The organism is Thiomicrospira sp. (genome assembly GCF_014859555.1).
In the GTDB taxonomy this organism is placed as follows: Bacteria; Pseudomonadota; Gammaproteobacteria; order Thiomicrospirales; family Thiomicrospiraceae; genus Thiomicrospira.
This window is the reverse complement of the sequence record NZ_JACUTY010000025.1, coordinates 1-24,501: the sequence shown is the minus strand read 5'-3', so window position 1 is coordinate 24,501 and position 24,501 is coordinate 1. Positions and strand designations below refer to the sequence as shown.

18 protein-coding genes are annotated in these 24,501 nt (G+C 44.4%); 12 read left to right on the top strand and 6 right to left on the bottom strand.

The features are described from left to right. Positions 1-66: 66 nt before the first annotated feature. Positions 67-3,282, bottom strand: coding sequence for a response regulator (locus IBX48_RS05765; protein WP_296831732.1), 3,216 nt, complete (start codon positions 3,280-3,282; stop codon positions 67-69). A gap of 187 nt (positions 3,283-3,469) precedes the next feature. On the opposite strand from IBX48_RS05765, the gene IBX48_RS05760 reads away from it, so the two are divergent. The 3 genes from IBX48_RS05760 (at position 3,470) to pgm (ending at position 8,363) form a co-directional block, all read left to right on the top strand. Next, positions 3,470-4,372 (top strand): diguanylate cyclase, encoded by a 903-nt coding sequence (locus IBX48_RS05760; RefSeq protein ID WP_296831730.1) that lies wholly within the window; start codon positions 3,470-3,472, stop codon positions 4,370-4,372. Positions 4,373-4,459: 87 nt separating this feature from the next. Continuing rightward, a complete protein-coding gene (locus IBX48_RS05755) occupies positions 4,460-6,694 on the top strand; it encodes an NADP-dependent isocitrate dehydrogenase (RefSeq protein WP_296831728.1) in 2,235 nt (744 codons plus the stop codon). A 28-nt stretch (positions 6,695-6,722) separates the two neighbouring features. After that, on the top strand, positions 6,723-8,363 hold the full coding sequence (pgm, locus tag IBX48_RS05750; protein WP_296831726.1) for a phosphoglucomutase (alpha-D-glucose-1,6-bisphosphate-dependent): 1,641 nt from the start codon (positions 6,723-6,725) through the stop codon (positions 8,361-8,363). A gap of 65 nt (positions 8,364-8,428) precedes the next feature. Here pgm and IBX48_RS05745 read toward each other — a convergent pair whose 3' ends face one another. Beyond that, entirely contained in the window at positions 8,429-9,121 is a 693-nt protein-coding gene (locus IBX48_RS05745) for an FAD-binding oxidoreductase (protein ID WP_296831724.1), read from the bottom strand. Positions 9,122-9,137: 16 nt separating this feature from the next. Further along, positions 9,138-9,959, bottom strand: coding sequence for an exodeoxyribonuclease III (xthA, locus tag IBX48_RS05740; RefSeq protein WP_296831722.1), 822 nt, complete (start codon positions 9,957-9,959; stop codon positions 9,138-9,140). A gap of 109 nt (positions 9,960-10,068) precedes the next feature. Here xthA and purU point away from each other — a divergent pair, with 109 nt between their 5' ends. After that, positions 10,069-10,926 (top strand): formyltetrahydrofolate deformylase, encoded by an 858-nt coding sequence (purU, locus tag IBX48_RS05735; protein ID WP_296831721.1) that lies wholly within the window; start codon positions 10,069-10,071, stop codon positions 10,924-10,926. Between the two features lie 72 nt (positions 10,927-10,998). Here purU and IBX48_RS05730 read toward each other — a convergent pair whose 3' ends face one another. Continuing rightward, positions 10,999-13,086: a GNAT family N-acetyltransferase gene (locus IBX48_RS05730; protein ID WP_296831719.1), complete on the bottom strand. Its 2,088-nt coding sequence runs from the start codon at positions 13,084-13,086 to the stop codon at positions 10,999-11,001. A 30-nt stretch (positions 13,087-13,116) separates the two neighbouring features. Then, positions 13,117-13,848 carry a TIGR04219 family outer membrane beta-barrel protein gene (locus tag IBX48_RS05725; protein WP_296831717.1) on the bottom strand — a complete coding sequence of 244 codons (732 nt, stop codon included), beginning with the start codon at positions 13,846-13,848 and terminating at the stop codon, positions 13,117-13,119. A 145-nt stretch (positions 13,849-13,993) separates the two neighbouring features. Here IBX48_RS05725 and mnmC point away from each other — a divergent pair, with 145 nt between their 5' ends. The 6 genes from mnmC to IBX48_RS05695 all read left to right on the top strand — a co-directional run bounded on the left by mnmC (position 13,994) and on the right by IBX48_RS05695 (position 18,972). Further along, positions 13,994-15,850 carry an FAD-dependent 5-carboxymethylaminomethyl-2-thiouridine(34) oxidoreductase MnmC gene (gene mnmC / locus IBX48_RS05720; protein ID WP_296831715.1) on the top strand — a complete coding sequence of 619 codons (1,857 nt, stop codon included), beginning with the start codon at positions 13,994-13,996 and terminating at the stop codon, positions 15,848-15,850. 90 nt (positions 15,851-15,940) lie between these two features. Beyond that, a complete protein-coding gene (locus IBX48_RS05715) occupies positions 15,941-16,441 on the top strand; it encodes a hypothetical protein (protein ID WP_296831713.1) in 501 nt (166 codons plus the stop codon). 29 nt (positions 16,442-16,470) lie between these two features. Continuing rightward, positions 16,471-16,650: a hypothetical protein gene (locus IBX48_RS05710; protein WP_296831711.1), complete on the top strand. Its 180-nt coding sequence runs from the start codon at positions 16,471-16,473 to the stop codon at positions 16,648-16,650. A 15-nt stretch (positions 16,651-16,665) separates the two neighbouring features. Next, positions 16,666-17,238: a YfaZ family outer membrane protein gene (locus tag IBX48_RS05705; protein ID WP_296831709.1), complete on the top strand. Its 573-nt coding sequence runs from the start codon at positions 16,666-16,668 to the stop codon at positions 17,236-17,238. A 60-nt stretch (positions 17,239-17,298) separates the two neighbouring features. Next, a complete protein-coding gene (locus IBX48_RS05700; protein WP_296831707.1) occupies positions 17,299-18,615 on the top strand; it encodes an FAD/NAD(P)-binding oxidoreductase in 1,317 nt (438 codons plus the stop codon). Then, positions 18,616-18,972, top strand: coding sequence for a glucose transporter (locus IBX48_RS05695; RefSeq protein ID WP_296831705.1), 357 nt, complete (start codon positions 18,616-18,618; stop codon positions 18,970-18,972). Between the two features lie 91 nt (positions 18,973-19,063). Here IBX48_RS05695 and IBX48_RS05690 read toward each other — a convergent pair whose 3' ends face one another. Then, complete coding sequence (locus tag IBX48_RS05690; RefSeq protein WP_296831703.1) at positions 19,064-22,285, bottom strand: EAL domain-containing protein; 3,222 nt, start codon at positions 22,283-22,285, stop codon at positions 19,064-19,066. 233 nt (positions 22,286-22,518) lie between these two features. Here IBX48_RS05690 and IBX48_RS05685 point away from each other — a divergent pair, with 233 nt between their 5' ends. Both IBX48_RS05685 and IBX48_RS05680 read left to right on the top strand, forming a co-directional pair. Then, positions 22,519-23,271: a competence/damage-inducible protein A gene (locus IBX48_RS05685; RefSeq protein WP_296831701.1), complete on the top strand. Its 753-nt coding sequence runs from the start codon at positions 22,519-22,521 to the stop codon at positions 23,269-23,271. Beyond that, the gene (locus IBX48_RS05680) at positions 23,272-24,447 is read left to right on the top strand and encodes an NAD(P)/FAD-dependent oxidoreductase (RefSeq protein WP_296831699.1); all 1,176 of its coding nucleotides are present in this window, start codon (positions 23,272-23,274) and stop codon (positions 24,445-24,447) included. Positions 24,448-24,501 lie beyond the last annotated feature (54 nt).

Genomic DNA, 24,501 nt, shown 5'->3' with positions numbered 1-24,501 from the left:
TACCATGATCAAAGACCCACAAGTATTTAAAGCGCTATTAATTTGGCATCGTAAAAGCAGTAAACTTTAAAACTTACTTACTATTTGAAAGGCGGCCTTATAGTCTAATGATTGTAAGGCTTGTTTCAATTTTACAAGGGTGGGTTTGTCAGTTCGAGACTTAGCCCAATAAACCAGGCTTTGTACTTCTTGTTTTGTTAGTAAGTCACCCTGGTTTAATTTTATGATAAGTTCATCGGGTTTATGAAGAGACTGATCCTGGGTTTCGATATCTTGATCGCTAAGCCTAGATTGTCCTAGCCATTGCCTTAAGCTTTTATGCACAACACTTAGACTGTCAAAAAAAGTTTGTTTGAGTTTTTCAATATCTTGGGATGCGTCTGGTTTTTTGAGTGCTTGCTCTAAATCGCTTGCAGCTTTAAAAAGGTTCATGGCGGCTAAGTTTCCACTTACTCCTTTGATCGCGTGTAACCGATTCAAATCCAACTCTTTTTCAAGTAATTGTTTGTCTGTTGCCAGCTGGGCAGCAAATTCTATTAACAAATTCGTGTAAAGATCATCAGCAATTTTTAGGCGCTTTTTACCTAATACTAAGTCAAATCCATCAAGTTGTGCAGGCAGGGTTAGTTTTGGAGGATGAGTTTGTGATGCTTCATCTAAGTCAGACGGTTCGTAATTAAGTATCTGTAAGTGCCCTAGCCATTGAACTAAAGCCGCATATAGTGCTGACATCTCTATGGGTTTGCTTAGATGGTCATTCATGCCCGCCGCCTGCGCTTTGTCGCGGTCTTCAACCAATGCGGCCGCCGTCAAGGCAATGATTGGGATGTCTGGATTGTGCTTGCGAATTTCTATACTAGCTTGATAGCCACTCTTGATGGGCATTTGCAGATCCATAAATATGCCATCAAATTTTTCGGATTGAGCCGCTTCAACTGCTTGCTGGCCATTTTGCACGATAGTGACTCTAAATCCAGCTTTTTGCAGAATCTGAGAAGCCACTATTTGGTTAATTTCATTATCCTCAGCCAGTAACACGTGTCCTGAAAACTTTAATTTAAGCAAGCTTTGACTAGTTTGGTTGGTGTAATGAGTCACTGCCTGTTCGGTCTGTGGTTTTTCAAAATTGAGCGTGAAAACGAAACAAGCGCCATGATCCAGTTGGCTTTCAATAGACAAGTGCGATCCTCCCATAGCTTTAACTAAACGCTGACTAATAACGAGACCAAGTCCGGTTCCGCCATAATGTCGGGTAGTTGAGTTATCGGCTTGAGCGAAGGGCTTGAACAGTTTATGAATCTGCTCTTGTGAGAGGCCTATTCCAGTATCGCAAACACGGAATTCTATTTTAAATGCACGATTAAGAGATTCGATTAGTTTGGCGGTTAAACGGACTTCACCATGTGGGGTAAATTTAATGGCGTTACTGGTGAGGTTAGTCAAAATTTGTAATAGTCGCAAGTCATCACCATAAAGTATATCGGGTAACTGTGGGTCAATATCAAGTATAAATCCGAGCCCTTTTTTATGAGCGGCTTGCTGGAACAGGGTAGTAAGTTGCTCAAAAATATCTTTTAAATAGAAAGCTTGAGGCGAAAGTTCAAGTTTACCGGCTTCAATTTTTGAATAGTCAAGAATATCGTTGATCACGGATAAGAGTAACTGGGAGGATTGATTAATCTTGTTTAGGTAATCAGCTTGATGGGTACTTAGTTTGGTTTCTAGCATTAATTCACTTAAACCAATAACCGCATTAAGGGGCGTGCGAATTTCGTGACTCATATTAGCTAGAAACTCTGATTTTGCATGGTTTGCGCTTTCAGCTTTTTCCTTGGCTAGCTTGAGTTCATCAGAAATGCTTTGTTCTCGAGAGATGTCCATAAAGGTCGTCACCGAACCTTGCAAGGCCCCCTCACTAATGAGGGGTTGGCTGACCACTTTTACGGTAAGTACTTGCGCATTTTTAGTTTTGAATTTGACAACATCTTCGTATATATCTTGTTGAAAAATACTGGCTTGAATTGCACATTCTGTTAGGTCTGTGGGTTTTTTATCTAGCGTGTGCAGGTGAAATAAATCATGTGCATTTTTACCCATTAATTCGGATTCACTAAAGCCGAGCATCTGTATGGCTTTGCGGTTGATGTGGGTGATTATTCCGTATTGATCTAATACATATAGACCTTCACCCATGGTGTCGTAAATGGTTTTTATAAATTGACGACCTTGAAGGTGTTGGCGTTTATGCCTGAGCCAAAGAATGACAAATAATCCTAAAAGCCCTGTCGCCAATGTGCTAATCAATAGCGAGGTTTTAAAATTAGAGCGTGCCATTGTAAGCTCTGGTGCGGGCCGATATCCAACCAGATAGCCGGAAAGTTGATCAACTGTGTTGTATATAGGAGTAAGGGTGACACTATGGGGTTCGTTATCTAAAAAGAAGGCTAGACTCCCCTCTTTTCCATTATTAAGCCAATGCTGAACTTTGGGCTCCGTTTTTAAATATTCATTAAGTCGGACTTCTCTAGAAGTAAAGGCAGGGGGTGAATCTTTAAGCTGACTAAGACGATCCTCTACATAAAATGTTGGGTTAACACTCCAGCGGCTATATAGCTGACTCTGACCGGCAAAGAGTTTGCTCATAAGATCATTTTCAGCAATGACCATGCGGAATTTCCGATCTGGTAACAGTTGATTGGCTTCAAGCCGAATTTTTTCAAATGGAAAGCTCAGCTCAACACTGCCTAAATGCTGTCCTTGATCGTCAATAATAGGAAAAACATGCCGGAACCCAGAAAATACTCGCCCAGTTTCGAAACCAAAGTAGGGTTGTTTGTTTTGATTAGTCCAGCGAACCGAAGGCCTGGCCTCGGTTAAGTCATCGCCCCATTTTTGTAAATAATGAAAGCGAATAAAGCTATGATTATCAGGTGTGTGAAAATGGAATTGACGTATTCCTTGCTTTGTAAGATACTCATTGGTTGGGCTGAGGTGTTTAATTAAGGCATCACGGGCTTGCTCTGATTCTTGTGGGTTTTTGGCTTGTTTTAATAAAGTCCAAACCTTGGGCTTATTAATAAGCTGGTCATAATAGGTCTGAGTACTATGGTTGTATGTGTTGATAGCGGCCTGCCATGCAATCTGTTGAGTTACGGTGCGTTCTTTTAAACGGCTTTCCGTTGCCGCGGCTGTGCGTTGGTCTAAATAAGCATAGATCAAAAGCCAGACAGCAATTAACCCAATAATCACTAACCAGTAGATGCGGTTATTTTTATTAAACATGACAAAGCCTTATTGATAACTGCGGCCATTCTAGCGGATTACACGCCAAAATGGCATGCTAAAAGCATGCAAGATGTATAAAATGAACAAGGTTTGGGACACTAGTGCCTTTAAGTCACGCAGAATGAATCAGGGGTTAATCGAGGTGCCCGATAGCCTGAAGCTTGAAGTAAAAGCGGAGTAACAAATGAGTAGCGACAAAAGTGCAATTTTAATTGTTGACGATATATCATCTAATATCCAGGTGTTAGCGAATGCTTTACAGGCGGATCATCGCATCAAAGTCGCGACAAATGGCGATCGTGCTCTCGAAATTTGCCGTTCAGAGACGCCGCCAGATTTAATTTTACTCGACATCATGATGCCAGATATGGATGGTTATGAAGTTTGTAGAAAGCTCAAATCGGACGCTGAAACAAGCTCTATTCCCATTATTTTTGTTACGGCTTTAAGTGAAGTGAACGATGAAGAAAAAGGTTTAAACTTAGGGGCGGTTGATTATATAACCAAGCCATTCCACTTGCCGATTGTTAAAATACGTGTGCGTAACCACTTAAACTTAAAATTAAAAACCGACTTGTTAGAAGAAATGTCGCATATTGATGGCTTAACGCATATTGCTAATCGCCGAAATTTTGATGAAGTGATGGAAAAGGAGGCGCGCCGTATTGCACGTATACCTCAGCCCATTTCTTTGATTATGCTGGATATCGATTTTTTTAAGGCATTTAACGATAACTATGGTCATGGTCTTGGCGATGACTGCTTGGTTCAGGTGGCGAGTGCCATGCGTGAAGTCATCAAGCGCCCACATGATTTATTAGCGCGTTATGGCGGTGAAGAGTTTGCGGTCATTTTGCCCGAAACAGGTTTAGAGGGTGCATTAAAAGTGGCCGAAGAATTAAGGCGGGCGGTGGAAATGTTAGGATTCTCACATGCTTTCTCAGAAGTGGCGGATCATGTCACAATCAGCTTAGGTGTGGCGTCGAATGAATTTGACAAGCAGGCTTCAATTGAGAAGCTTCTTAAACAGGCAGACCAAGCGCTTTATAAAGCAAAAGAGTCAGGGCGAAATCAAGTTGCCCATTAAACACCAAGCCTGGTGGTTTAGGCTTGGGCGCTTAACGGGTTTCGGTTAGAATAAGCGAACTTAAATGATTTAACCAAAGGATATTCGATGAGCGCAAATGGCCCTACTTTGATTTACACCCACACAGACGAAGCGCCTGCCTTAGCCACCTATTCACTGTTGCCGATTATTCGCGCCTTTACGCGTCCGGCGGGTATAGCGGTCGAAACCCGCGACATTTCGTTAGCTGGTCGTATCTTGGCATTATTTCCAGACTTTTTAAAACCGGATCAGCAGCAAGCGGATGCCTTAGCTGAGCTGGGTAAAATGGCGAAAACACCGCATGCCAATATCATCAAACTACCCAATGTCAGCGCGTCGATTCCGCAATTAGCCAGTGCAATTAAAGAACTGCAATCGCAGGGTTATGCTATACCGGACTATCCAGCCGAACCCAAAACGGAACAAGAAAAAGACATTAAAGCACGTTATGCAAAGGTATTGGGTTCAGCGGTTAACCCAGTATTGCGTGAAGGTAACTCGGATCGACGTGTCGCTTTGCCGGTTAAACACTACGCTAAAAAGCACCCGCATTCGATGGGTGCTTGGTCTAAAGACTCCAAATCGCATGTTGCACATATGCAATCACAAGACTTTTATGGCACCGAAAAATCGGTCGTGGTCGAAACCCCTACTAGCGTGCGAATCGAACATCATTCTGCCCAAGCTGAAGTCACGGTTTTAAAAGCCAGCACGCCTTTGTTAGCCGGCGAAGTCATTGATGCGTCGGTGATGAATGTTAAAGCTTTGCGTAAGTTTTATGCCGAACAAATTGCCCAAGCGAAACAGCAAGGTGTGTTGCTGTCGTTGCATTTAAAAGCCACCATGATGAAAGTTTCTGACCCGATTATGTTTGGTCATGCGGTCGACGTTTTTTATCAAGATGTATTCAAAAAACACGCCGATACTTTGGCTAAATTAGGTGTGGATGTTAAAAATGGTCTGGGGGATGTGTTGAGTAAAGTGAGCACGTTGCCAGATGTTGAACGCCTAGCGATTGAAGCCGATATTCAGGCGGTCTATGCAAATCAGCCAAAATTGGCGATGGTGGATTCCGACAAAGGCATCACCAATTTGCATGTGCCAAGCGATATTATTATTGATGCGTCTATGCCAGCGGCGATTCGTTCGTCCGGCAAAATGTGGGGCGCAGACGGTCAATTGCATGACATGAAAGCCATGATTCCGGATCGTTGTTATGCGGGTATTTACCAAAAAACCATTGAATTCTGTAAACAACATGGCGCGTTTGATCCCGCTACTATGGGGACAGTGCCAAATGTGGGTTTAATGGCGCAAAAAGCTGAAGAATATGGCTCTCACGATAAAACCTTTGAAATCGAAACACCAGGCCTGGTGAAAGTGGTAGATGATGACGGCCAGGTGTTAATGCAGCATGAAGTTGAAGCCGGCGACATTTGGCGTATGTGTCAAACCAAAGATATCCCGGTTCAGGATTGGGTGCGTCTAGCGGTAGAACGTGCGCGTTTAAGCGATACGCCCGCGATTTTCTGGTTAGATTCGGCACGTGCGCATGATGCGAATTTGATTAAGAAAGTGGAAGCGGCGCTGCTTAAATTTGATACTCAAGGTTTAGATATTCGTATTTTAGCGCCGGAAGCGGCGATTGAAATTACCTTAGACCGTGCCAAACAGGGTTTGGATACGATCTCGGTAACGGGTAACGTATTGCGTGATTATTTAACCGATTTGTTCCCTATTTTAGAGCTGGGCACCAGCGCCAAAATGCTGTCGATTGTGCCGTTATTGGCAGGTGGCGGTTTGTTTGAAACCGGGGCGGGTGGATCAGCGCCTAAGCATGTCCAACAACTGGTGCAAGAAAACTTTTTACGTTGGGATTCGTTAGGCGAATTTTTAGCCTTATCGGTATCAATTGAGCATTTGGCTAATCAAACTCAAGACTTAAAAGCGAAAGTATTGGTGGATACGCTAAACCAAGCCACCAGCCAGTTCTTAGAAAATGACAAATCACCGGGTCGCAAATTGGGCGAGTTAGATAATAGAGGCAGTCATTTTTATTTAGCTCTTTATTGGGCACAGGCTTTAGCCGAACAAACCCAAGATGCGCAATTGCAGCAGCAGTTTAAAACGGTGGCTGAAGCGATGGTAAAAAACGAAACCCAAATTTTAACCGAGCTTAAAGCGGCACAAGGTCAAGCGGTCGACCTGGGCGGTTATTACCATCCAGATCAAGCCAAAACCTATGCAGTGATGCGCCCGAGTGCGACACTTAATCAGATTATTGATGGCTTATTAGGTTAGTTAAGCGGGTTTATTAAGGGGGGGATACATGGCGATATCGGAATTTGCGGGCCAAGTTGCACCGTTTGAATTGTTAGAAAATATTCCCAAGTTAATGGTGGATTATTATGCCCTTAAACCGGATGCATCGAATCCGGCACAAGCGGTTGGGTTTGGTACTTCGGGTCATCGTGGTTGTTCAAAATTAGCCAGTTTTAATGACGATCACATTGCGGCTATTTGCCAAGCCTTAGTTGAATATCGTACTCAAGCCGGTGTGAACGGCCCGATTTTTATCGGCATGGACACGCATGCTTTATCTGAAGCGGCACATACCACCGCGATTGAAGTGTTTGCCGCCAATCATTTGGATATTATTATTCAAGGGCGGGGGCGGTATACGCCCACACCAGTGATCTCGCATGCGATTATTCGATTTAACCGAGGCCGTAGCAGTGGGTTAGCGGATGGTGTGGTGATTACACCGTCGCACAATCCACCGCAAGATGGCGGCTTTAAATACAATTTAGCCAACGGCGGCCCCGCTGATACTGATGTGACTAACTGGATTCAACAACGTGCGAACCAAATATTGTTACAAGGTGGGCGTGATATTCGTCGCATGAGTTTGAACTTGGCGCTGGCTTCTGGTCGCGTTAATGCGAAAGATTTAATTAAACCTTATGTGGATAGTTTAGCTGATGTCGTCGATATGTCGGTGATTGCCAATTCCGGTCTTAAAATTGGCGTTGATCCAATGGGCGGTGCAGGGGTGGATTTTTGGCAACCGATTGCCGATACCTATAAGTTAAATCTTGAAGTCGTGAATTCAAAAGTGGATGCGACCTTTGGATTTATGAGTGTGGATAAAGACGGCAAAATCCGCATGGATTGTTCGTCACCTTATGCAATGGCGGGTTTGATTGGTTTAAAGCAGGACTTTGATATTGCATTTGGCAACGATCCGGATGCCGATCGCCACGGTATCGTCACCCCAACTGGCGGATTGATGAACCCCAATCATTACTTGGCGGTGGCGATCCAATATTTATTTACCCATCGTTCAAATTGGTCGGTAAACGCCGGTGTCGGTAAAACCTTGGTATCAAGTTCCATGATTGACCGAGTCGCACAAAGCATTGGGCGAACATTGGTTGAAGTGCCGGTTGGCTTTAAGTGGTTTGTACCAGGCCTGGTGGAGGGTTCGTTGGGTTTTGGCGGCGAAGAATCCGCCGGGGCATCGTTTCTGGATAAACAAGGCCAGACTTGGAGCACCGATAAAGACGGTCTGATTATGAATTTACTCGCGGCTGAAATCACCGCGGCAACGGGCGAAGATCCATCACAACATTATCAGAAACTAACCCAAGAATTTGGTGCGCCTATTTATACACGTGTTGATGCGCCCGCTAATCGCGAACAAAAAGCCAAATTAGGTCAGTTAAATGCCGATCAGGTGGACGCAACTCAATTAGCTGGCGAGCCGATTACAGCGAAATTAACCCATGCACCGGGTAATGGCGCGGCGATTGGTGGCTTAAAAGTCACCACCGAAAACGGTTGGTTTGCCGCACGACCTTCGGGCACTGAAGATGTTTACAAGATTTACGCTGAGTCGTTTAAAGATGAAGCGCATCTCCAGCAGATTTTAGACGAAGCTCAGCGTTTAGTAGATGGTGTATTGGTCTAGAGGCGAATTGCGCACGCGCAGTTTGTACAGGTTTTGGACAAACTGCGCCGGCTTTTTAAAAGCTTTTAATGAATGTAACGTAACTTGGGCAGGCCAGCATTGATTAAATCTGTTTCGGCTGTCTGTACCATTGCCCAAGCGCCGCATAAATAGACGGTCGCTTGGCTTAAATCTAGATTTTGCTGAATCGCAACTTGGTGTACTAAACCTTTTTGACCTGACCAATTTGGCTCGTCTCCAGATAACACCGGAATATAACTAAGCTGGGTATCTTGTGCGGCCAAGGTCAATAAAGTGTCGTGAATGTAAAACTCTTCAATATAGCGCGCGCCCCAATAAAGTTTGGTCGGCTGGGTTAAACCTTGTTTTAAGCGCTGCTCTAGCAAGGCCTTAATCGGTGCAATACCTGTGCCGCCGGCAATGTAAAGATTCAATTCGGTTTCGTGCTGCAACTTCATTTGCGGTTTGGGGCCATCTGCCCACAAGGTGTCACCGGCTTTAATTTTAAATAAACGCTGCATCCATTCAGTTTGATCTAAATTGCGCAAATGCAATTCCAATAAACCGTTATCCTGCGGCGCATTGGCGATGGAGAAAGGTTTGGTTTCGGTTTGATCTAACCCCAGCATTAAATAATCCCCAGCTTGGTGACTAAAGATGCTGCTCGGTTCTAGGAAAAGTTGCAGGATACTATCGGTTAGATGGTTAACGCGTTGAACCTTCAAAGGATGCATGTTGTTAATCGTGTTCGTTGTCATAAAGTTAGGCTGCTTTTTATAGGTCAAAATCGGTCCAAACTGGTGCGTGATCAGAGGGTTTTTCCATGCCTCTTATGTCATAAGCAATCCCAGAATCCGTGACCAATTCGTTGGCCGATTTGGTGGCGAGTAACGTATCGATTCTTAAGCCACGTTTAGGATCATCATCAAATCCTTTAGAACGATAATCAAACCAGCTGAATAGGTCGGTTCGATCTGGGTGGACTTTACGATAGGTATCATACAAACCCCAGTCTAAAAGTTTTTGCCACATTTCGCGTTCTTCTGGCAAGAAACTGGTTTTACCGGTTTTGAGCCAGCGCAAACGGTTGGCTTCACCAATACCGATATCAATGTCTTGCGGAGAAATATTGAAGTCGCCCATTAACACCAGTTTTTGATCCGGTTGGCATTCATTATTTAAGTAGGCCATTAAGTCGGCATAAAACGCTTGTTTAGCCGGAAACTTGATCGGATGATCACGACTTTCGCCCTGTGGAAAATAGCCGTTTAACACGCGTAAACTATCCCCATTCGGGGTCATAAAGTCGCCAATAATCATACGGCGCTGCGCATCATCTAAGTCGGTCGTCCAGCCTTTTTGCACTTTAACTAACGGCAACTCGGGCTTATAAAGTAAGGCCACGCCATAATGGGTTTTTTGACCGGAAAATTCGGCCTTGTAGCCTAAGCTTTCTATATCGGCTAACGGAAATTCGTGATCCTGCACCTTGGTTTCTTGCAGACCGATAATATCGGGTTGGTAACGCTCAACCAATGTTTGCAATTGATGTTGGCGCATACGCACGCTGTTGACGTTAAATGAAACAATCTTCATTCAAAGAACCTTGTTTTGCCGTAAAAGAGCGCAAATTATACCATAGCCAAACATCATGACCGGGCTGGGATTTGGTATCATAAGCCTTTTGCTTAGCTAGGATAACAACATGAGTCGAGTCTATCGTTTGGTGATCTCTTGTCCTGATCGGGTGGGTATTGTGGCTAAGGTGGCGATGTTTATCGCTGATCAAGGCGGCACGATAGTTGAGGCCAACCACCATACCGATGCGGGTAACGGCTGGTTTTTTATGCGCCATGAAATTTTAGCCAGCTCTTTGCCAGAAGGCCTTGACGTTTTTAAAGCTAAATTTAAGCCGATTGCCGATCATTTTAATATGACTTGGTTTGCGACGGATTCACAACAGCCTAAGAAAATCGCGCTGTTTGCGAGCAAAGAATCACATTGTTTAGCCGACTTAATGTATCGCTGGCACGAAAAAGATTTACCGGGCGAGATTGCCTGTGTAATTGCCAACCACGAAGATTTACGCTCGATGGTGGAATGGTATCAAATTCCGTTTCATTATGTGCCGGTCACGCCTGAAACCAAAGCCCAAGCCTTTGCGGAATCGGAGCGCTTAGTTGCACATTATGAAGCCGATGTGGTGGTGTTGGCGCGTTATATGCAAATTTTACCGCCACAAATGTGTCAGGATTATGCCGGTAAGGTGATTAATATTCACCACAGTTTTTTACCGTCTTTTGTGGGCGCAAAACCTTATCATCAAGCCTATGAACGTGGTGTGAAATTGATTGGTGCGACCTGTCATTATGTCACTGAAGAACTCGATGCAGGCCCAATTATCGAACAAGATGTGATTCGGGTTTCGCATGCTCATAGTATTGAAGAAATGCGTCGTCAAGGCCGCGATGTCGAGAAAACCGCTTTAGCTCGTGGCTTACGATTTCATTTAGAAGACCGTGTGATTATTCACGGTAACAAGACCGTGGTGTTTTCAAATTAAGCCAGCGCTTATGAAGATGATATCTGCGTATATGTGTGCCGATTTGGCATGCGGTCTGAATAAACCCGTCTATTAAACCGATTGAGTTTGATAGTTCGTTAGCGTTTGACGAAGTATTAATTCAATCGCGTTTCGTCCCGCCAGTTTGTGCTGGTCTGCGATGCTTTGCCAATCGCGTTTACGAATGATTTTATCTAACCAAACTACTTGAACCTGTTCGGACTGGGTTAACAGCCAGTGCGGGTTATTTAACACCCATTGCCAAAGCTGTTGGCTGACGGCTTCATAAGGCGCATGCTCTTGTAAATAAGCCTTCAGTTGAGTAGAAAGCGCTTCAGCTTGTATGGCTGAGTTTTCACTGACTAAATGCCATATTAATGTGGCGGGTAACTGGCTGTATAGTTCGATAAGATTATGCGGTAATTGCGCTTGGAACAGCTGTTGGCAAGTGTCGAACATGGCGCGCGGATGACGTGTGTGTAACATCACCAAGTTATGGGTTCCGCTGGCTTTATCACGTTTGGCGCCTAGGTGAACCGATTCAAACCCTTGTTTACGCCAGAAATGATATAGGTCTTGGGTCACCCCAAAGCTGGTGCTAATAAAATCTGCTTGAGTGTTTTGTTGCCAATGCTGAACCAGCTGGCTGGCGATGCCCAAACGTCGAACTTGGGGATGAACCGCCAAACGCATCGCGCGTTCGCTGCTAAGGTTTATTAAGTCATCTTGTGCACTAAAGCGACGTAAAAGCTGCGGAACTAAATGGCCTTTAACACGCCGGCTAGGTTCAATCGTTGGCAAATGAGCTTCGTTACAAATTAACAGCACCCCCACTAATCGAGACTCTTGATTAGTTAAAGAGGGCAAATACGCCAGATGCAGTTGCAAGTCGGGCGCAGATAACCAGTGTTGTAAATCGGAGGGTGAGGTTTGGTAATGGGCTTCTACCAATAAACTAAATACATGGCGTAATGCGTCGCTTGAAAGTTGGTTTGGTGTGCGAGTTTGAATTTCGAGGTTCAGGTTGTTTGAGTCTAAATTATCTATGCCTAGCCGTTCATTTAACTCGGTATCCAACCATAAAGCTTGGTTGATCGCTATTTCCAGTGGATCATTTGAGTTCCAGCGAATAGGTTGGCTCAAGCGTATTTGTTGCCATCCAGAAAAGTGTTGGTTTAGAAACGGCTTAAATTTCAAACTAAAACCGCGCCCAGAACCTTCGTAGCCATGCTGGGTGGTCGCCATGACCACTCTTGGGTAAATTTGTACTAATTGCTCTAATACCGGCGTGGGCAAATGCGCGGCTTCATCCAACATTAATACATCCATATCAGCGGGATGAAGAATTAATTCGTCAGGTGCTTTAAACTTAATGGTTTGGTTTTGGAAGTTAATGCCAGCTTTTGTATAGTCAACACCCAAAATTTGCGCCGCCCGTTTAAACGCCAATTCGCATTGTGCAAAACGCGCCGCACTAATAACAATGCGTTGTTTGCCTTGTTGTAAAAGCCGCGCCGCGGCTTCGCCTAATAAGGTGGTTTTGCCTCGGCCACGGTCGGCTTCAATAATTAAAGGACGTTTACGATGACCAAATGCGAGGTGATTTATTGCGACTAACGCTTGTTGTTGATCACCACTCAAACCCTCGAGTGGTGGATGGTTTGAAGTTTGGCTGGTTTTTAAATCTGGATTTAATGGCTGGTTTTGTACGATCCAAAGCCCATGTGACTTTAAGCTCGTCCACAAGTGATCATTAAACCGATACCAGGCCTGGTGGTAAGTATGCGGGTGACTCATAAATCGCTGATTGGCAGGGTTAGGCTGATGTAGCCATTCATCAATCGGCGGCACTAATAACCATAAAATGCCACCCGCTTGAATCATGCCAGCGCCAATGCCTAGAGCATCGGCATCAATGCCGGATTCGGCGCAAAAAACGGCGCTGGATATTTCTTGACCAAGTTGGTTTTGGATTTTGTCTAGGGCTTTAAAGCCAGGCAATAGGCTGGTTTTGCTAAACCATAACCCTGGTTGAGTTTCGAGTTGTTGGAGTTGGTTTAAACGCCAGGTTAGGTCGCCACATAACACAACCAATTGGCGATGGCGCACCTGAGTTAAGTGCGCTTTAAGAGAAGTTATAAATGCGTCAGTCGTTAGCAAGGTCGTTTGCTGATTCAGTCGGTTGTAAACTTAGAAAACAAGTGTAACCCCTGCAAAGTAACCATCAATTTTTAAATCGACATCAATATCACCAACCTCATCGGTTTTAAGTTTTTGGCTACGATAACCCGCTTCAATGCCAAGCTTTAAGCCAAAACTGGTAATGTCGTAACGTCCTTTTATAGTGGTGTCGTTATACAAGGAACCCAAGGTTTTAATGTCGGCACTAAAACTTAACGGTAAAGCCGGAATGTTTGCATGAGCTGCTAAATAACCAACTGGAATTGTTCCGTCTAAGTCGGTGGTTTTAGGGTCGATATTTCCATCGGTATCAGTGATGGTTAAATCACCTGTAAATTGTTTAGCACCAAAGCCGTAGTTGATGTCTACGATGGGTAGTGGGATACCCCAATAAAGTAATAGATCCACTTGGTTTAGGTTTAAATCCGTTTCGTGATTACCATAGGTATTACCTAGATAGGTAACATTTTGGCTACCGCTACCACTACTGCTAACCCGGGTGGACTCCAAGCGAATATTAGGGATCAACGGCAGTGGATGGTTAAAGTAGACCCAGACATAATTATTATTGCTGGAACTTAAGCCCGTGTCTTTTTTAACATCAAATTCATTGTTGTTGGTCGTGACCGTGCCTACCGGGCCAGAAGTCCAGACACCGGTGCCTAATCCAGCGCCTAATACATCGGCTTGTGACTGGGTTGAGATTAATAGAACCGTAAAAGCTAAGGCATATTTTTTCATGATTTATCCATCTTCAGTGTTGTTATGAAATATTATAACGCATACTTTATAAGTGATGCTAAAAAAAGATAATTAGAATTTTAATGACGTATAAAAAAGAATTTATCGAACTTTTTCAGCGCGGCCAACTAGTAGGTTTATGTCGATGAATCAAGCTCAAACTTGGTTAGAGAAGCTGGCTATTCAAGCACGGTTTCACCATGCTAATTCATTCACTTTTGCGGAAGTTGGCTTCACTGATCTGGCATTGTTTTTAGACGTGGCGGCACGGTGGCAGGCCTTGTCCAATAAGCATGCGAAATTGCATTATTTTATACTCGAAACGCCGCCGCTTTTAATTGAGCGGTTAGATGCACCTGTTCGCCTAAGATCAGAAGATACAAACGATGCATTACTTAAAGAACTCAGCGCTCAGCTTCCGAATGCATTGCCTGGTTGGCATCAGGTGAGTTTGCTGGATGGGCAGATTGAATTGAGCCTGTTTTTCGGTGATCTATTACAAGGTGTGACCGATCTAGATATAAAAGTCGATGCCTGGGTTTTGCAGCCCAATACAAAGCCTGACAACACCTTGTTTGGAAGTCCGGCCTTTATGACGCAGTTGCGCCGCCAAAGTCAAAAAAATACCCAGTTAGCCACCTTGTATCAGGATGAGAAATGGGTGCGAACGTTCGAAAAGTCTGGATTTCATGTTCAGAGTAACCATGTTGATACGGGTTTGATTGCCCAGCTCAAAGGTGAAAGACGATTTAGCTCTAAGGCTCCCTGGTTTGATCGGCCATTGGCTTTAAAAAAACCGGGAAGTGCGATTGTTGTTGGTGCCGGATTAGCGGGCGCAAGTGTGGCTTATGAGCTTGCTGAAGCCGGTTGGACTGTTCGCGTTATTGAGACCAATAAAAAGCCGGCAGATGGCGCGTCGGGTAATTTAGCCGGTGCGTTGCATCCTTTAGTTACGGCAGATTGGAATCTACGCAGCCAGTGGTATTTGCAAGGTTTTGAAGCGACTTTGGCGCGAGTTAAGCCTTGGTTAGAGGCGAATAAACTGGCAGGTAAATTAAATGGTTTGGTGCATTTGGCCGTGGATCAAAAAAACCATCAACGTATGCAAGAGGCACTGAATCGGGTGGGTTTGCCACATGCGTTTGCACATTGGGTAGAGCCTGATCAAGCTAGTAAATTATTAGGTGGCAAGGTATCACAAGCCGGCTTGTTTTTTCCACAAGCTGGCTGGTTAAATCCGCCTTCGGTTGTGGCCTGTTGTTTGGATCACAACAATATAGAGGTGGTTTACGAGCAGCAAGCTCAAGCTTTAAGCCGCCGCACTCAAGAGCATAACGCTCACCCTATTTGGAACCTACATACGCAAAACAAAATTTGGCAGGCCGATATGGTGGTGTTAGCGGAAGGCGCCTTACCAACTCTAGACAAAACCTTGCCGATTAGGCCATTAAAAGGTCAGGTTACACATCTTAACCCAAACCACCAGGCCTGGTCGCTTAAACGCGCCGTTAGTCATCGGGGTTATTCAGCGCCAGCGCCTAACGGTTTGGCGGTAACCGGCGCGACGTTTGAAGCCCCCAGCCTGGATCCGCAAGTCAGTGTGCAAGGTCATCAATTTAATTTAGACTCGGTGGCGAGTAGCTTGCCCGATTGGTTAGATGTAAAAGCACAAGCGGTGACAGGTCGAGTCGGGTTTCGTCCAACTACGCCCGATCATTTACCAGTTATTGGTGGGCTGGTGGATTCAGACTGGCTTGAATCGGCTTATTTAAGTCAGTCGCATACTCAGGCGCTGTTTAAATACCCGCCCCAATGTTATCAACGCGGTTTATACATCTCCAATGGTCATGGTGCACGTGGCTTAATGTCGGTTTTTTTAGCGGCTAAAATTATTCGGGCTGACGTGATGGGGCAGGATTTACCCGTAGTGCCTTCACTATATGTCGCTACACATCCAGCTCGATTTAAAATTCGCGAGTGGAGACGTCACGGGCCGATTTGATTGTTGAAAAGGGTTGAAGGCTTTTTGTGTTAAAATTCAGCTAATTCTTATATAAAGTGATCAAAGCGGAGAAAACTCCAAGGGGGCATTATGAAGCATTGGGTTATTTTAGTGAGCTTAGCTTTATTAGTGGGTTGTGCACAGAAACCCGTTCAGAAAGCTGAGCCAGTAGGCTTTAACGAAGGCACGGGGTTAACCTTAATTGAGTTTGATGGCTTAGCACCAGGCCTGGTGGCTGAGATGTTTGAATTTAATTGGCTGTCTAATTTTGAGCAACGTCATGCGACCCAGCCTACTTTAATGGTGGGTGAAATTGAAAACCATACCGGCGAAATTTTGGCACGTACCGATTTTAAACGCACACTCGAAAGACTGTTATTAGAGTCGGGAAAAGTAAAATTGGTGCAGGATAATAAAAGTCAGGCGGACTTTATATTATCGGGTAAAATTCAACTCGATATTGAGCGCACCGAGCTGCGTCGCGTCGCAAACTATGAATTAAACTGGCAGCTTGAAAACACTCAAAAAAATAAACAAGTTTGGTCGGCTATCAATCGACTACAAAAAGTGCAGGAAAGACAGGCTCCATAAAGAGCCGACTTCGCAGGAGAGGCTTAATTATGTTTGGACGCTTATTTACACTGCTGATTATATTAGCGGTGTTGTCTCTAGCCGTGATGTTTAATTGGTTCGATGCTCGCGAGTGGGTTTCGGCTGGGCTAGACTGGACTCAAACCATGTTTGAGTCCTTATCAAAAACGGGTGACCGTTTACAAAATTCAATTGAATCAAAATATTAAAGGTTACATAAAAAAATGAAAAAGATGGTCAAAGCGGCAGCATTAAGTTTAGCGTGTTTAGTCACAACATCCGTTGCAGCCAATCAAGTAGGCTTGAGTGTTAAACTTGCCGATGAAAGTGCTCGTATTGGCATGTTAAGTGAAACTGAATGGATGCAAGAAATTTATCGTTTTGAAGCGGGTTTTCAGTACAACGAAAATAAAGACTATCTGGTCGATACGTCCATTTTGTACACAAATAAAGGCACGTTTGATCCGAACTTAGATGTTGGTTTTCGAGCGAAAGCCGCACTCGCTTCACTGGATAGTAGAGACCAAAACACCTATGGTGTAATGTTGGGTATTTATGCGCGTTATTGGTTGCCGACACCGGTTCCCTCTGCGATAGTGGGTGAGTATTTAAACAGTCCCCAGATTATCACATTTGGCGATGGCAACTCGATGGAAGAGTACAGTTTACGCGGCCAAATTCAGTTATTAAGAAACCTAAATGGTTTCGTCGGTTACCGTTACTTCTCAATCAAAAATGATACGCCGGATTATGACCTGGAAGACGGTTGGCACGTTGGAATCGAACTAACCTTCTAAGCCTTACTTATCAACGAGAATTAAGCTTATTTTGAATTGAGACAGTTTGATAGGATCAGCATGACAAGCATGTATAAAGTGTCGACGATAGGTCGACGTAAGTTTCTAGTCGGCGGTGCGACCGCGTTAGCCGCCGCATCGAGTTTGAATGCGATTAACGTCCGAGCAAACGAGTCATCTGTCAGGATTGTTATTGTAGGTAGTGGAGCGGCAGGAATTAGCCTTGCTAATCGGTTATCTCGAGCGCTAAAAAACGCAAAAATTATTATCGTTGATCGAAAAGAAACCCACTATTACTGGCCCGGGTTAACTTTGGTGGCCACCGGTGCTTGGCCAAAAAGTAAGGTGCTAGATCGTAATAGCCGATTTTTGCCCAGCCAAGTCGACTGGGTTAAAGAAATGGTGATTAACTTTAATCCCGAAGTAAACCGAGTTGAAACAGATACCGGCCGCCAAATTGAATATGATTATTTGATTGTGGCGTCGGGGGTTGAATATAACTATCGTTCAATCGAAGGCCTGGATATTGAAGCGTTTGGTCAAAATGGTTTAGCCAGTGTTTATCATAGCCCAGACGTGGCGGCGTTAAGCTGGAATGCGATTAAACAATATTCTCAAACTGGTGGTGATGCAATTTTCACCTTGCCGAGCACGCCAGTTCGCTGTGCTGGTGTGCCGCTTCAAATGGCGTTTTTAACCATTGATCGCTTAAAGCAAAATGGTGGATTTGGTCAGGCCAATTTAAATTTCTATTCCGCCAATCAAAATGTGTTTGGTTTGCCTTGGTTTAACCAGTTTATTCTTGATCGATTTAAAGAAGATGGTATGCAGGTTGGCCTTGAGACCGAGCTGAGCGCGGTTGATATCGGTGCGCGCAAAGCCAGCTTTAAAAAAGCCGACGGCCAGATATTTACACAAGATTATGATTTATTACATGTGGTGCCACCCATGCGTGCACCATCTTCGGTTCGCTATTCCGATCTTGCATGGCAAGAAGGTAATATGCGGGGTTGGTTAGCCGTTGATAAAGATACGTTGCAGCACGTTAAGTATTCAAATGTATTTGGTTGTGGTGATGTGAATGGCACATCGCGCGGTAAAACCGCGGCGACCGTAAAAATGTCGGTACCGATTGTGGTTGAAAACCTATTAGCGGTAATCGCGAACGAGGAACCTACTGCTAGCTTTAATGGCTATACCTCTTGTCCTTTATTAACTAAGTTTGGTGCGGCGATGTTGATTGAGTTTGATTACAACGGCACCTTAGTATCGACCTTTCCGTTTATTGATCCTTATAAGGAATCATGGCTGGGCTGGGTGATGAAGGAGCAATTACTTAAACCCACCTATTTACAAATGTTGAAGGGTAACGTGTAAATGAGTGAATTGAATTTAACATTTTTTATTTTACTGGGCTACGCTCAAGCTCATTGGTTCGTAATCACAATTTATATAATAGGTGCATTAGGCTTGAATAATGTAGCTTGGACGCAAAAAGGTCGGTTTTTTCAATCTAAGCTGGTTGAGCAAACGTTAATGGGTTTTGGCGTAATGTTTGTGTTACTTTTCTTAACGATTCCTTGGCTGACAGGATCTAGTCTGTTTTTAATGGGTTATTGGCTCGATTGGGTTCTGCTGTTTATTATGGCGACCGGATATAGTCTGGCTTCACTGGTTTGGATGTATCCAATAATTCGCTTTTATCATGTATTTAAACCGACCGAAACCAAATAATAGGCACCTCGATTAACCCCTGGTTGATACTACTGAAGCCCTAGTTGAGCTAATTTAACTAGGGCTTTTTTATGGTGCCGATCAAGCTCTTCTAGGCCGACAAAACTAGCTGTTTAAAGTGCTCAATCGGTACTGGGCGACCAAACAGATAGCCTTGGAAAAATTCACACTTATAGCCGCATAAAATATCAAACTGCTGTTGGTTTTCAACCCCTTCGGCAATCACGCTCATATTAAACTTCTGACCGAGCGTCATAATCGCCTGCACCATCACCGCATCCATTTGATCATGTACTAAATCATAGATAAAGGATTGATCTATCTTAATTTGCGATAAGGGTAATTGCTTAAGATAAGCTAGCGAAGAGTAGCCAGTACCAAAATCATCCATCGAGAATTGAATACCCAATAAACGTAACGCGTTCATTTTGGCAATTGAGTCTTCTCGATTACTGAGTAACACGCTTTCGGTTAATTCGAGTTTTAACATCAGTGGATTGATTTCATATTGTTTAACAAGGATTTGAATCTGTTCGACAAATTGCGGATGACGCAGTTGCTTAGCGCTGATGTTTACAGCTAATTGAATTAAACACAGTTTGGGATCATGGCGCCATTCAGCCAGTTGTTTACAGGCCGTTTCTAGCACCCAATTACCCAGGTTTAAAATCAATCCAGTTTCTTCTGCGAGCGGGATAAACAGGCCTGGTGATACAAACCCACGTTCTGGGTGTTGCCAACGCAGCAAGGCTTCGGCCCCTAAAATACGTTGCTGCACATCCACTTGTGGCTGATAATACAGCTCGAGCTGATGTTGCTCAATGGCTTTACGCAGGTCCTGCTCTAAGCTTGCACGCTCATCTAGCTGGGTTTGCATTGCTGGGTCAAATAGTCGAACTTCATTGCGTCCAGAGGCTTTAGCTTGGTACATCGCCATATCCGACCATTTAAGCAAATCTTCAAGTGATTTATCGTGACCTTGAAAAATGGTGATGCCCATGCTGGCACTGATGGTGTATTCAATTTTATTGGTTTCGTTGTCTATTTCAATAAAATAAACCTGCCCGAGTGCCTCACGCATTTTTTCAGCCACATACTTGGCTTGTTGGGCGGCTTTGACTGGTTCTTGATCCAGCTCCGTTAATAAAATAACAAACTCATCGCCACCAAATCGAGCGACCGTATCACCACTACGAAGGCAGCTTTTAATCCGCTTGGCGACATCCACTAGCAAGCGATCACCTATGTGGTGTCCGTAACTATCATTTAGGACTTTAAAATGATCTAAATCGAGAAAAATCAAAGCGGCATGAAATTGGCGGCGATCGGTTAAAGCCATTACGGTTTCTAAGCGGTCAATTAATAAGCGACGGTTGGGCAAATTAGTTAAAGGATCAAAAAACGCTAAGTTTTGAATCTGCTGTTCGGCTAAACGGCGCTCGGTGATGTCTTGCACCACCGCAACAAAGTTACTAATTTGACGCTGCTGGTCTCTAACCGGCGTGATGGTGACTTCTTCATAATAAAGGTCACCATTTTTATGTGTTTGTTGTAATACACCATGCCAAACTTGCCCTTGGCGGACAACGTGCTGAATTTGCACATACAGGGCCTTATCGTGATCGTTAACATCATCAGGAGGGTAGAGCAGTTTGCCGGTAATTTCTTCTGAGCTGTAGCCCGTGAGACGGCTATAGGCTTTATTAGCCCAAATAATGACACCCTGTTGATCGGTGATGGCAATTGCATTAGCCGCATAGTTTAACGCGGTGTCGTGAAGTTTAAGGCGTTCTTCAAACTGAATGCGTGAGGTGCTGTCATGAATAATCGAAAACAAGCGAGTCTTGCCGCCAATAACCACCGGCGATGAATGCACATCCACATATCGCTGCTCTCCGTTAGCCAATTGGTGAGTGAAGACAAAATAATTGCGTTTTTGTATGGCCGCTAAAGTACGCTCTTTAGCGACTTCTGGTTCGCTAAGTGTATTGATTTGGCTGATACTCATGTGAGTCAGTTGCTCAATTTTATAGCCATAAAATTCGGCGGCGGCTTGATTGGCATCGATAATCTCGCCGCTTGGGGGGTCAATCAATAGCATGGGTGAAGCATGCTTTTCAAACATTTGACGAAAGCGCTGCTCACTTTCTAGTAAATCATGTGTGCGCCGCTCCACTAAGCCTTCTAGGTTCTGATTGACCGATTGTAATTGTTGGTTAAGCTGTGCGTAATCATAGGCGATGCGATTGGCACGCCGATTGTAATAAACCAAAAAACCACTAAGCACTAACAGTAAGCTGCCAATAAACAGCATAGCTAGCAAAATGCGGTTTCCATAGCGTTGAACAATATCTCGCCAGCCAAAATCATCACGCGGCAAAACATCTAGGCGTAACATCACCGCTTCAATCGCTTGATAATTTCCTGGTGGTGAAAAACCATAAATTTCGGCATGTTTTGCCACTGGGTGGTCGGCGGATAAATTAAGCAAAGTTAGGCTGAGTTTTTTATTGAGATCGGCATCGCTGTTGGCGCTGGCGGCAAAGGGCCACTCAGGATAAAGCTCGGTAGAATGAACTTGAGGGAAACGACTAGTGGTGCTGGGCTGAATCAGCTTGATTTGATTCCAGCTCAAGCTTCCTTCTTTAATCATAGATTCCAGCACCCCAGTGCGGACAAAGCCAACATCAGCTTCGTTGTTTAAGACCGCTTTAACTACATTGTCGTGTGGCATACCGGTAAATAACACTTGTTTGGGGCGGGTATCTTGTTTATACATTTCCCAACGTTGCATTAAATAACCACCGAAGGAGTGTGGAAAAGTAGCCGCAGTAGTGCGTTCACCAATATCAGATAGCTGGTTAATGCCATTGGCATTCGCCCGTGTAAAAATAACCCCGCCAAACTCGGTTACCGGTATGCCTTCCGCTAGGGGCATTAAGGTTAATAGCGGCTTTAACGAGAATTGATTTTTGAGCAGAACAAAGTGTTGAGGGTTAGTTAATACATAATGCAATGTTTGATCGGCTGCGGCACGATTGAAATCTTCAAAATAATACACCTTGATTTGCCAATCATATTCAGGTAATTGCTGATTTAGATAGTGGATGAGCGGCTGCCAGCGGTGTTCGGTTTGCTCAGCTGAGCGAAAAGCTAAAACACCAACATTAATCGTGTTTTGGAAATGAGGCGCTTGTTCTGCTAATAACGGCTGGCTACTTCCCAATACCCAAGAAAGGCAAAGCCATCTAACTAAGTGTTTGAAGTAGGACAAGCGATCCCCCGATAAGCAGGCAATGTTCAAATTAGACATTCTGTAAGACTCCAAACATGGAGTCAACTGAAAACGGGGTTTTTACTTAAGATTCATGATTTAACATAAGTTTTAACTTAAGAAGCCCTTAAGTATGATGAGTTAAAAGTTAACTAACGCGGTTTCATTCTTTAATGCAGGCTAAGCAAGTTTGTTGCAAGCCATCATAAAACCTCTATGATATGGCTTTATTAAAGCGTGTCACCACGTATTTAGATTCAAAGGACGTAATTATGGCGCAAAATATACGGTTTGGTTTAATCATTATTGGTGATGAAATCCTGTCGTCAAAACGTCAGGATCGCCACTTGGCTAACTTAAATGCACTTTTAAAGCCAAGAGGTTTCGCCTTGAGCTGGGTGCGAATTTTGGGCGATGAAGCTAGTCTGCTTGTCGATACTTTAAAACAAACCTTTGCGAGTGGTGATGTCGTATTTTGCAGTGGCGGGATTGGTGCAACCCCTGATGATCGCACACGCCAAAGTGCGGCTAAAGCTTTAGGTGTTGCGTTACAATTGCACCCCCAAGCCGTCGCCGAAATTGAGGCCCAATTTGGTGAGCAAGCTTATCCACAGCGTATACGTATGGCCGAGTTTCCAGAAGGTTCGGCGATTATTCCGAACGACTTTAACCGTGTGCCGGGCTTTTCGATTCAGCAGCATTATTTTATGCCGGGTTTCCCTCAAATGACGCAACCTATGATGGAATGGGTGCTGGATACTTATTATGCACAAGCCAACCAAACGCCAAAAGTTGAAAAAGCGATTCGCTTATTGGATGGCGCGGAATCAGAATGGGTTGAGTTTATGGAAGCCTTTGAAGGTCAATATCCGAACCTTCGTTTATTCAGCTTGCCGCATATTTCGGCGGAAGGTCGTCGCACTATCGAACTCGGTGTGGAGGGTGAACCGCAACTGGCAGAAGTTGGCTTAAAAGTAATAATGGATGAAGTGAATAAACGCCAACAGGCTTGGGAACCCATTTAAATGAAACAATATGATGCGGTGATTGTGGGCGCGGGCGCCGCCGGCTTGATGTGTGCGGCTCAGGCGGGTTACCGAGGTCGTCAAGTGCTTGTGCTTGATCATGCTCCCAAAGCCGCAGCTAAAATCCGCATATCCGGCGGTGGTAAATGTAACTTTACCAATCTAAATGTAAAGCCTGAACATTACATTACCCAGAATCCCCACTTTGTTAAATCGGCTTTAGCCCGTTACTCGTCAAATCAGTTTATTGAATTGGTTGAGCGCCATGCCATTGATTATGAAGAACGAACGCATGGCCAGTTATTTACGTTACAAGGTGCAGGTCAGATCATTCAAATGTTGCGTCAAGAGTGCGACTGGGCGGGTGCAGACATTCAGCTTAATACGCGTGTTAGTCAAGTTAAAGCGCAAGCCGATGGCGGCTTTATTATCCAGACATCTGAAGGCGATTATGTCGCACAATCGCTGGTGGTGGCGACCGGCGGGTTGGCTTATCCCAAGCTAAAAGCTACGGACTTTGGTCATCAAATCGCTCGCCAATTTGGTTTAAATGTTATGCCATGCCGACCAGGCCTGGTGCCTCTGGTTTTTAAATCCAGTTGGAAAGATTGGTTTAGTGACTTAAGTGGCCTAAGTATGGACGTTGAAATTCGCATCGCTGGCTACACATTTCGCGAGGCCATGTTGGTGACCCATCATGGTTTAAGTGGTCCGGTGGTGTTGCAAGCCTCAAACTATTGGCAACCTGGCCAGCCAATTGAGATAAATTTATTTCCTGATAATGACGTATTGGCCGAGCTAAAGCAGCTTAAGGCGCAATCGCTGAGCCTTAGCAAGTGGTTAAGCCAGCTAAGCACCAAACGTTTTAGCCAGGCTTGGTTAACGAAATACCCGCTGGACAAAGCCTTAGCTGAATGTACCGATAAAGAATTACAGGATTACGCGTTAGGTTTAACTCAGTGGCGTCTGTATCCCGAAGATACGGCGGGTTATGACAAAGCTGAAGTGTCTTTAGGGGGCGTTGACACAAATGAAGTGTCATCCAAAACCTTTGAGTCGACTAAACAATCCGGTTTATATTTTATTGGCGAAGTGCTGGACGTGACCGGGCATTTGGGCGGGTTCAATTTTCAATGGGCTTGGGCGTCAGGCTATGCTTGCGGTCAGGTTTGTTAACTCGCGTTTAATGGCATGCCGTCAAATTAGATGACTTCAATTAGCCGCGCGCCC

Excerpts from the sequence above, each read along its gene's own strand:
- IBX48_RS05765 (WP_296831732.1), bottom strand. The coding sequence starts at position 3,282 with ATGTTTAATAAAAATAACCGCATCTACTGGTTAGTGATTATTGGGTTA.
- IBX48_RS05760 (WP_296831730.1), top strand. The coding sequence starts at position 3,470 with ATGAGTAGCGACAAAAGTGCAATTTTAATTGTTGACGATATATCATCT.
- IBX48_RS05755 (WP_296831728.1), top strand. The coding sequence starts at position 4,460 with ATGAGCGCAAATGGCCCTACTTTGATTTACACCCACACAGACGAAGCG.
- pgm (WP_296831726.1), top strand. The coding sequence starts at position 6,723 with ATGGCGATATCGGAATTTGCGGGCCAAGTTGCACCGTTTGAATTGTTA.
- IBX48_RS05745 (WP_296831724.1), bottom strand. The coding sequence starts at position 9,121 with ATGACAACGAACACGATTAACAACATGCATCCTTTGAAGGTTCAACGC.
- xthA (WP_296831722.1), bottom strand. The coding sequence starts at position 9,959 with ATGAAGATTGTTTCATTTAACGTCAACAGCGTGCGTATGCGCCAACAT.
- purU (WP_296831721.1), top strand. The coding sequence starts at position 10,069 with ATGAGTCGAGTCTATCGTTTGGTGATCTCTTGTCCTGATCGGGTGGGT.
- IBX48_RS05725 (WP_296831717.1), bottom strand. The coding sequence starts at position 13,848 with ATGAAAAAATATGCCTTAGCTTTTACGGTTCTATTAATCTCAACCCAG.
- mnmC (WP_296831715.1), top strand. The coding sequence starts at position 13,994 with ATGAATCAAGCTCAAACTTGGTTAGAGAAGCTGGCTATTCAAGCACGG.
- IBX48_RS05715 (WP_296831713.1), top strand. The coding sequence starts at position 15,941 with ATGAAGCATTGGGTTATTTTAGTGAGCTTAGCTTTATTAGTGGGTTGT.
- IBX48_RS05710 (WP_296831711.1), top strand. The coding sequence starts at position 16,471 with ATGTTTGGACGCTTATTTACACTGCTGATTATATTAGCGGTGTTGTCT.
- IBX48_RS05705 (WP_296831709.1), top strand. The coding sequence starts at position 16,666 with ATGAAAAAGATGGTCAAAGCGGCAGCATTAAGTTTAGCGTGTTTAGTC.
- IBX48_RS05700 (WP_296831707.1), top strand. The coding sequence starts at position 17,299 with ATGACAAGCATGTATAAAGTGTCGACGATAGGTCGACGTAAGTTTCTA.
- IBX48_RS05695 (WP_296831705.1), top strand. The coding sequence starts at position 18,616 with ATGAGTGAATTGAATTTAACATTTTTTATTTTACTGGGCTACGCTCAA.
- IBX48_RS05690 (WP_296831703.1), bottom strand. The coding sequence starts at position 22,285 with ATGTCTAATTTGAACATTGCCTGCTTATCGGGGGATCGCTTGTCCTAC.
- IBX48_RS05685 (WP_296831701.1), top strand. The coding sequence starts at position 22,519 with ATGGCGCAAAATATACGGTTTGGTTTAATCATTATTGGTGATGAAATC.
- IBX48_RS05680 (WP_296831699.1), top strand. The coding sequence starts at position 23,272 with ATGAAACAATATGATGCGGTGATTGTGGGCGCGGGCGCCGCCGGCTTG.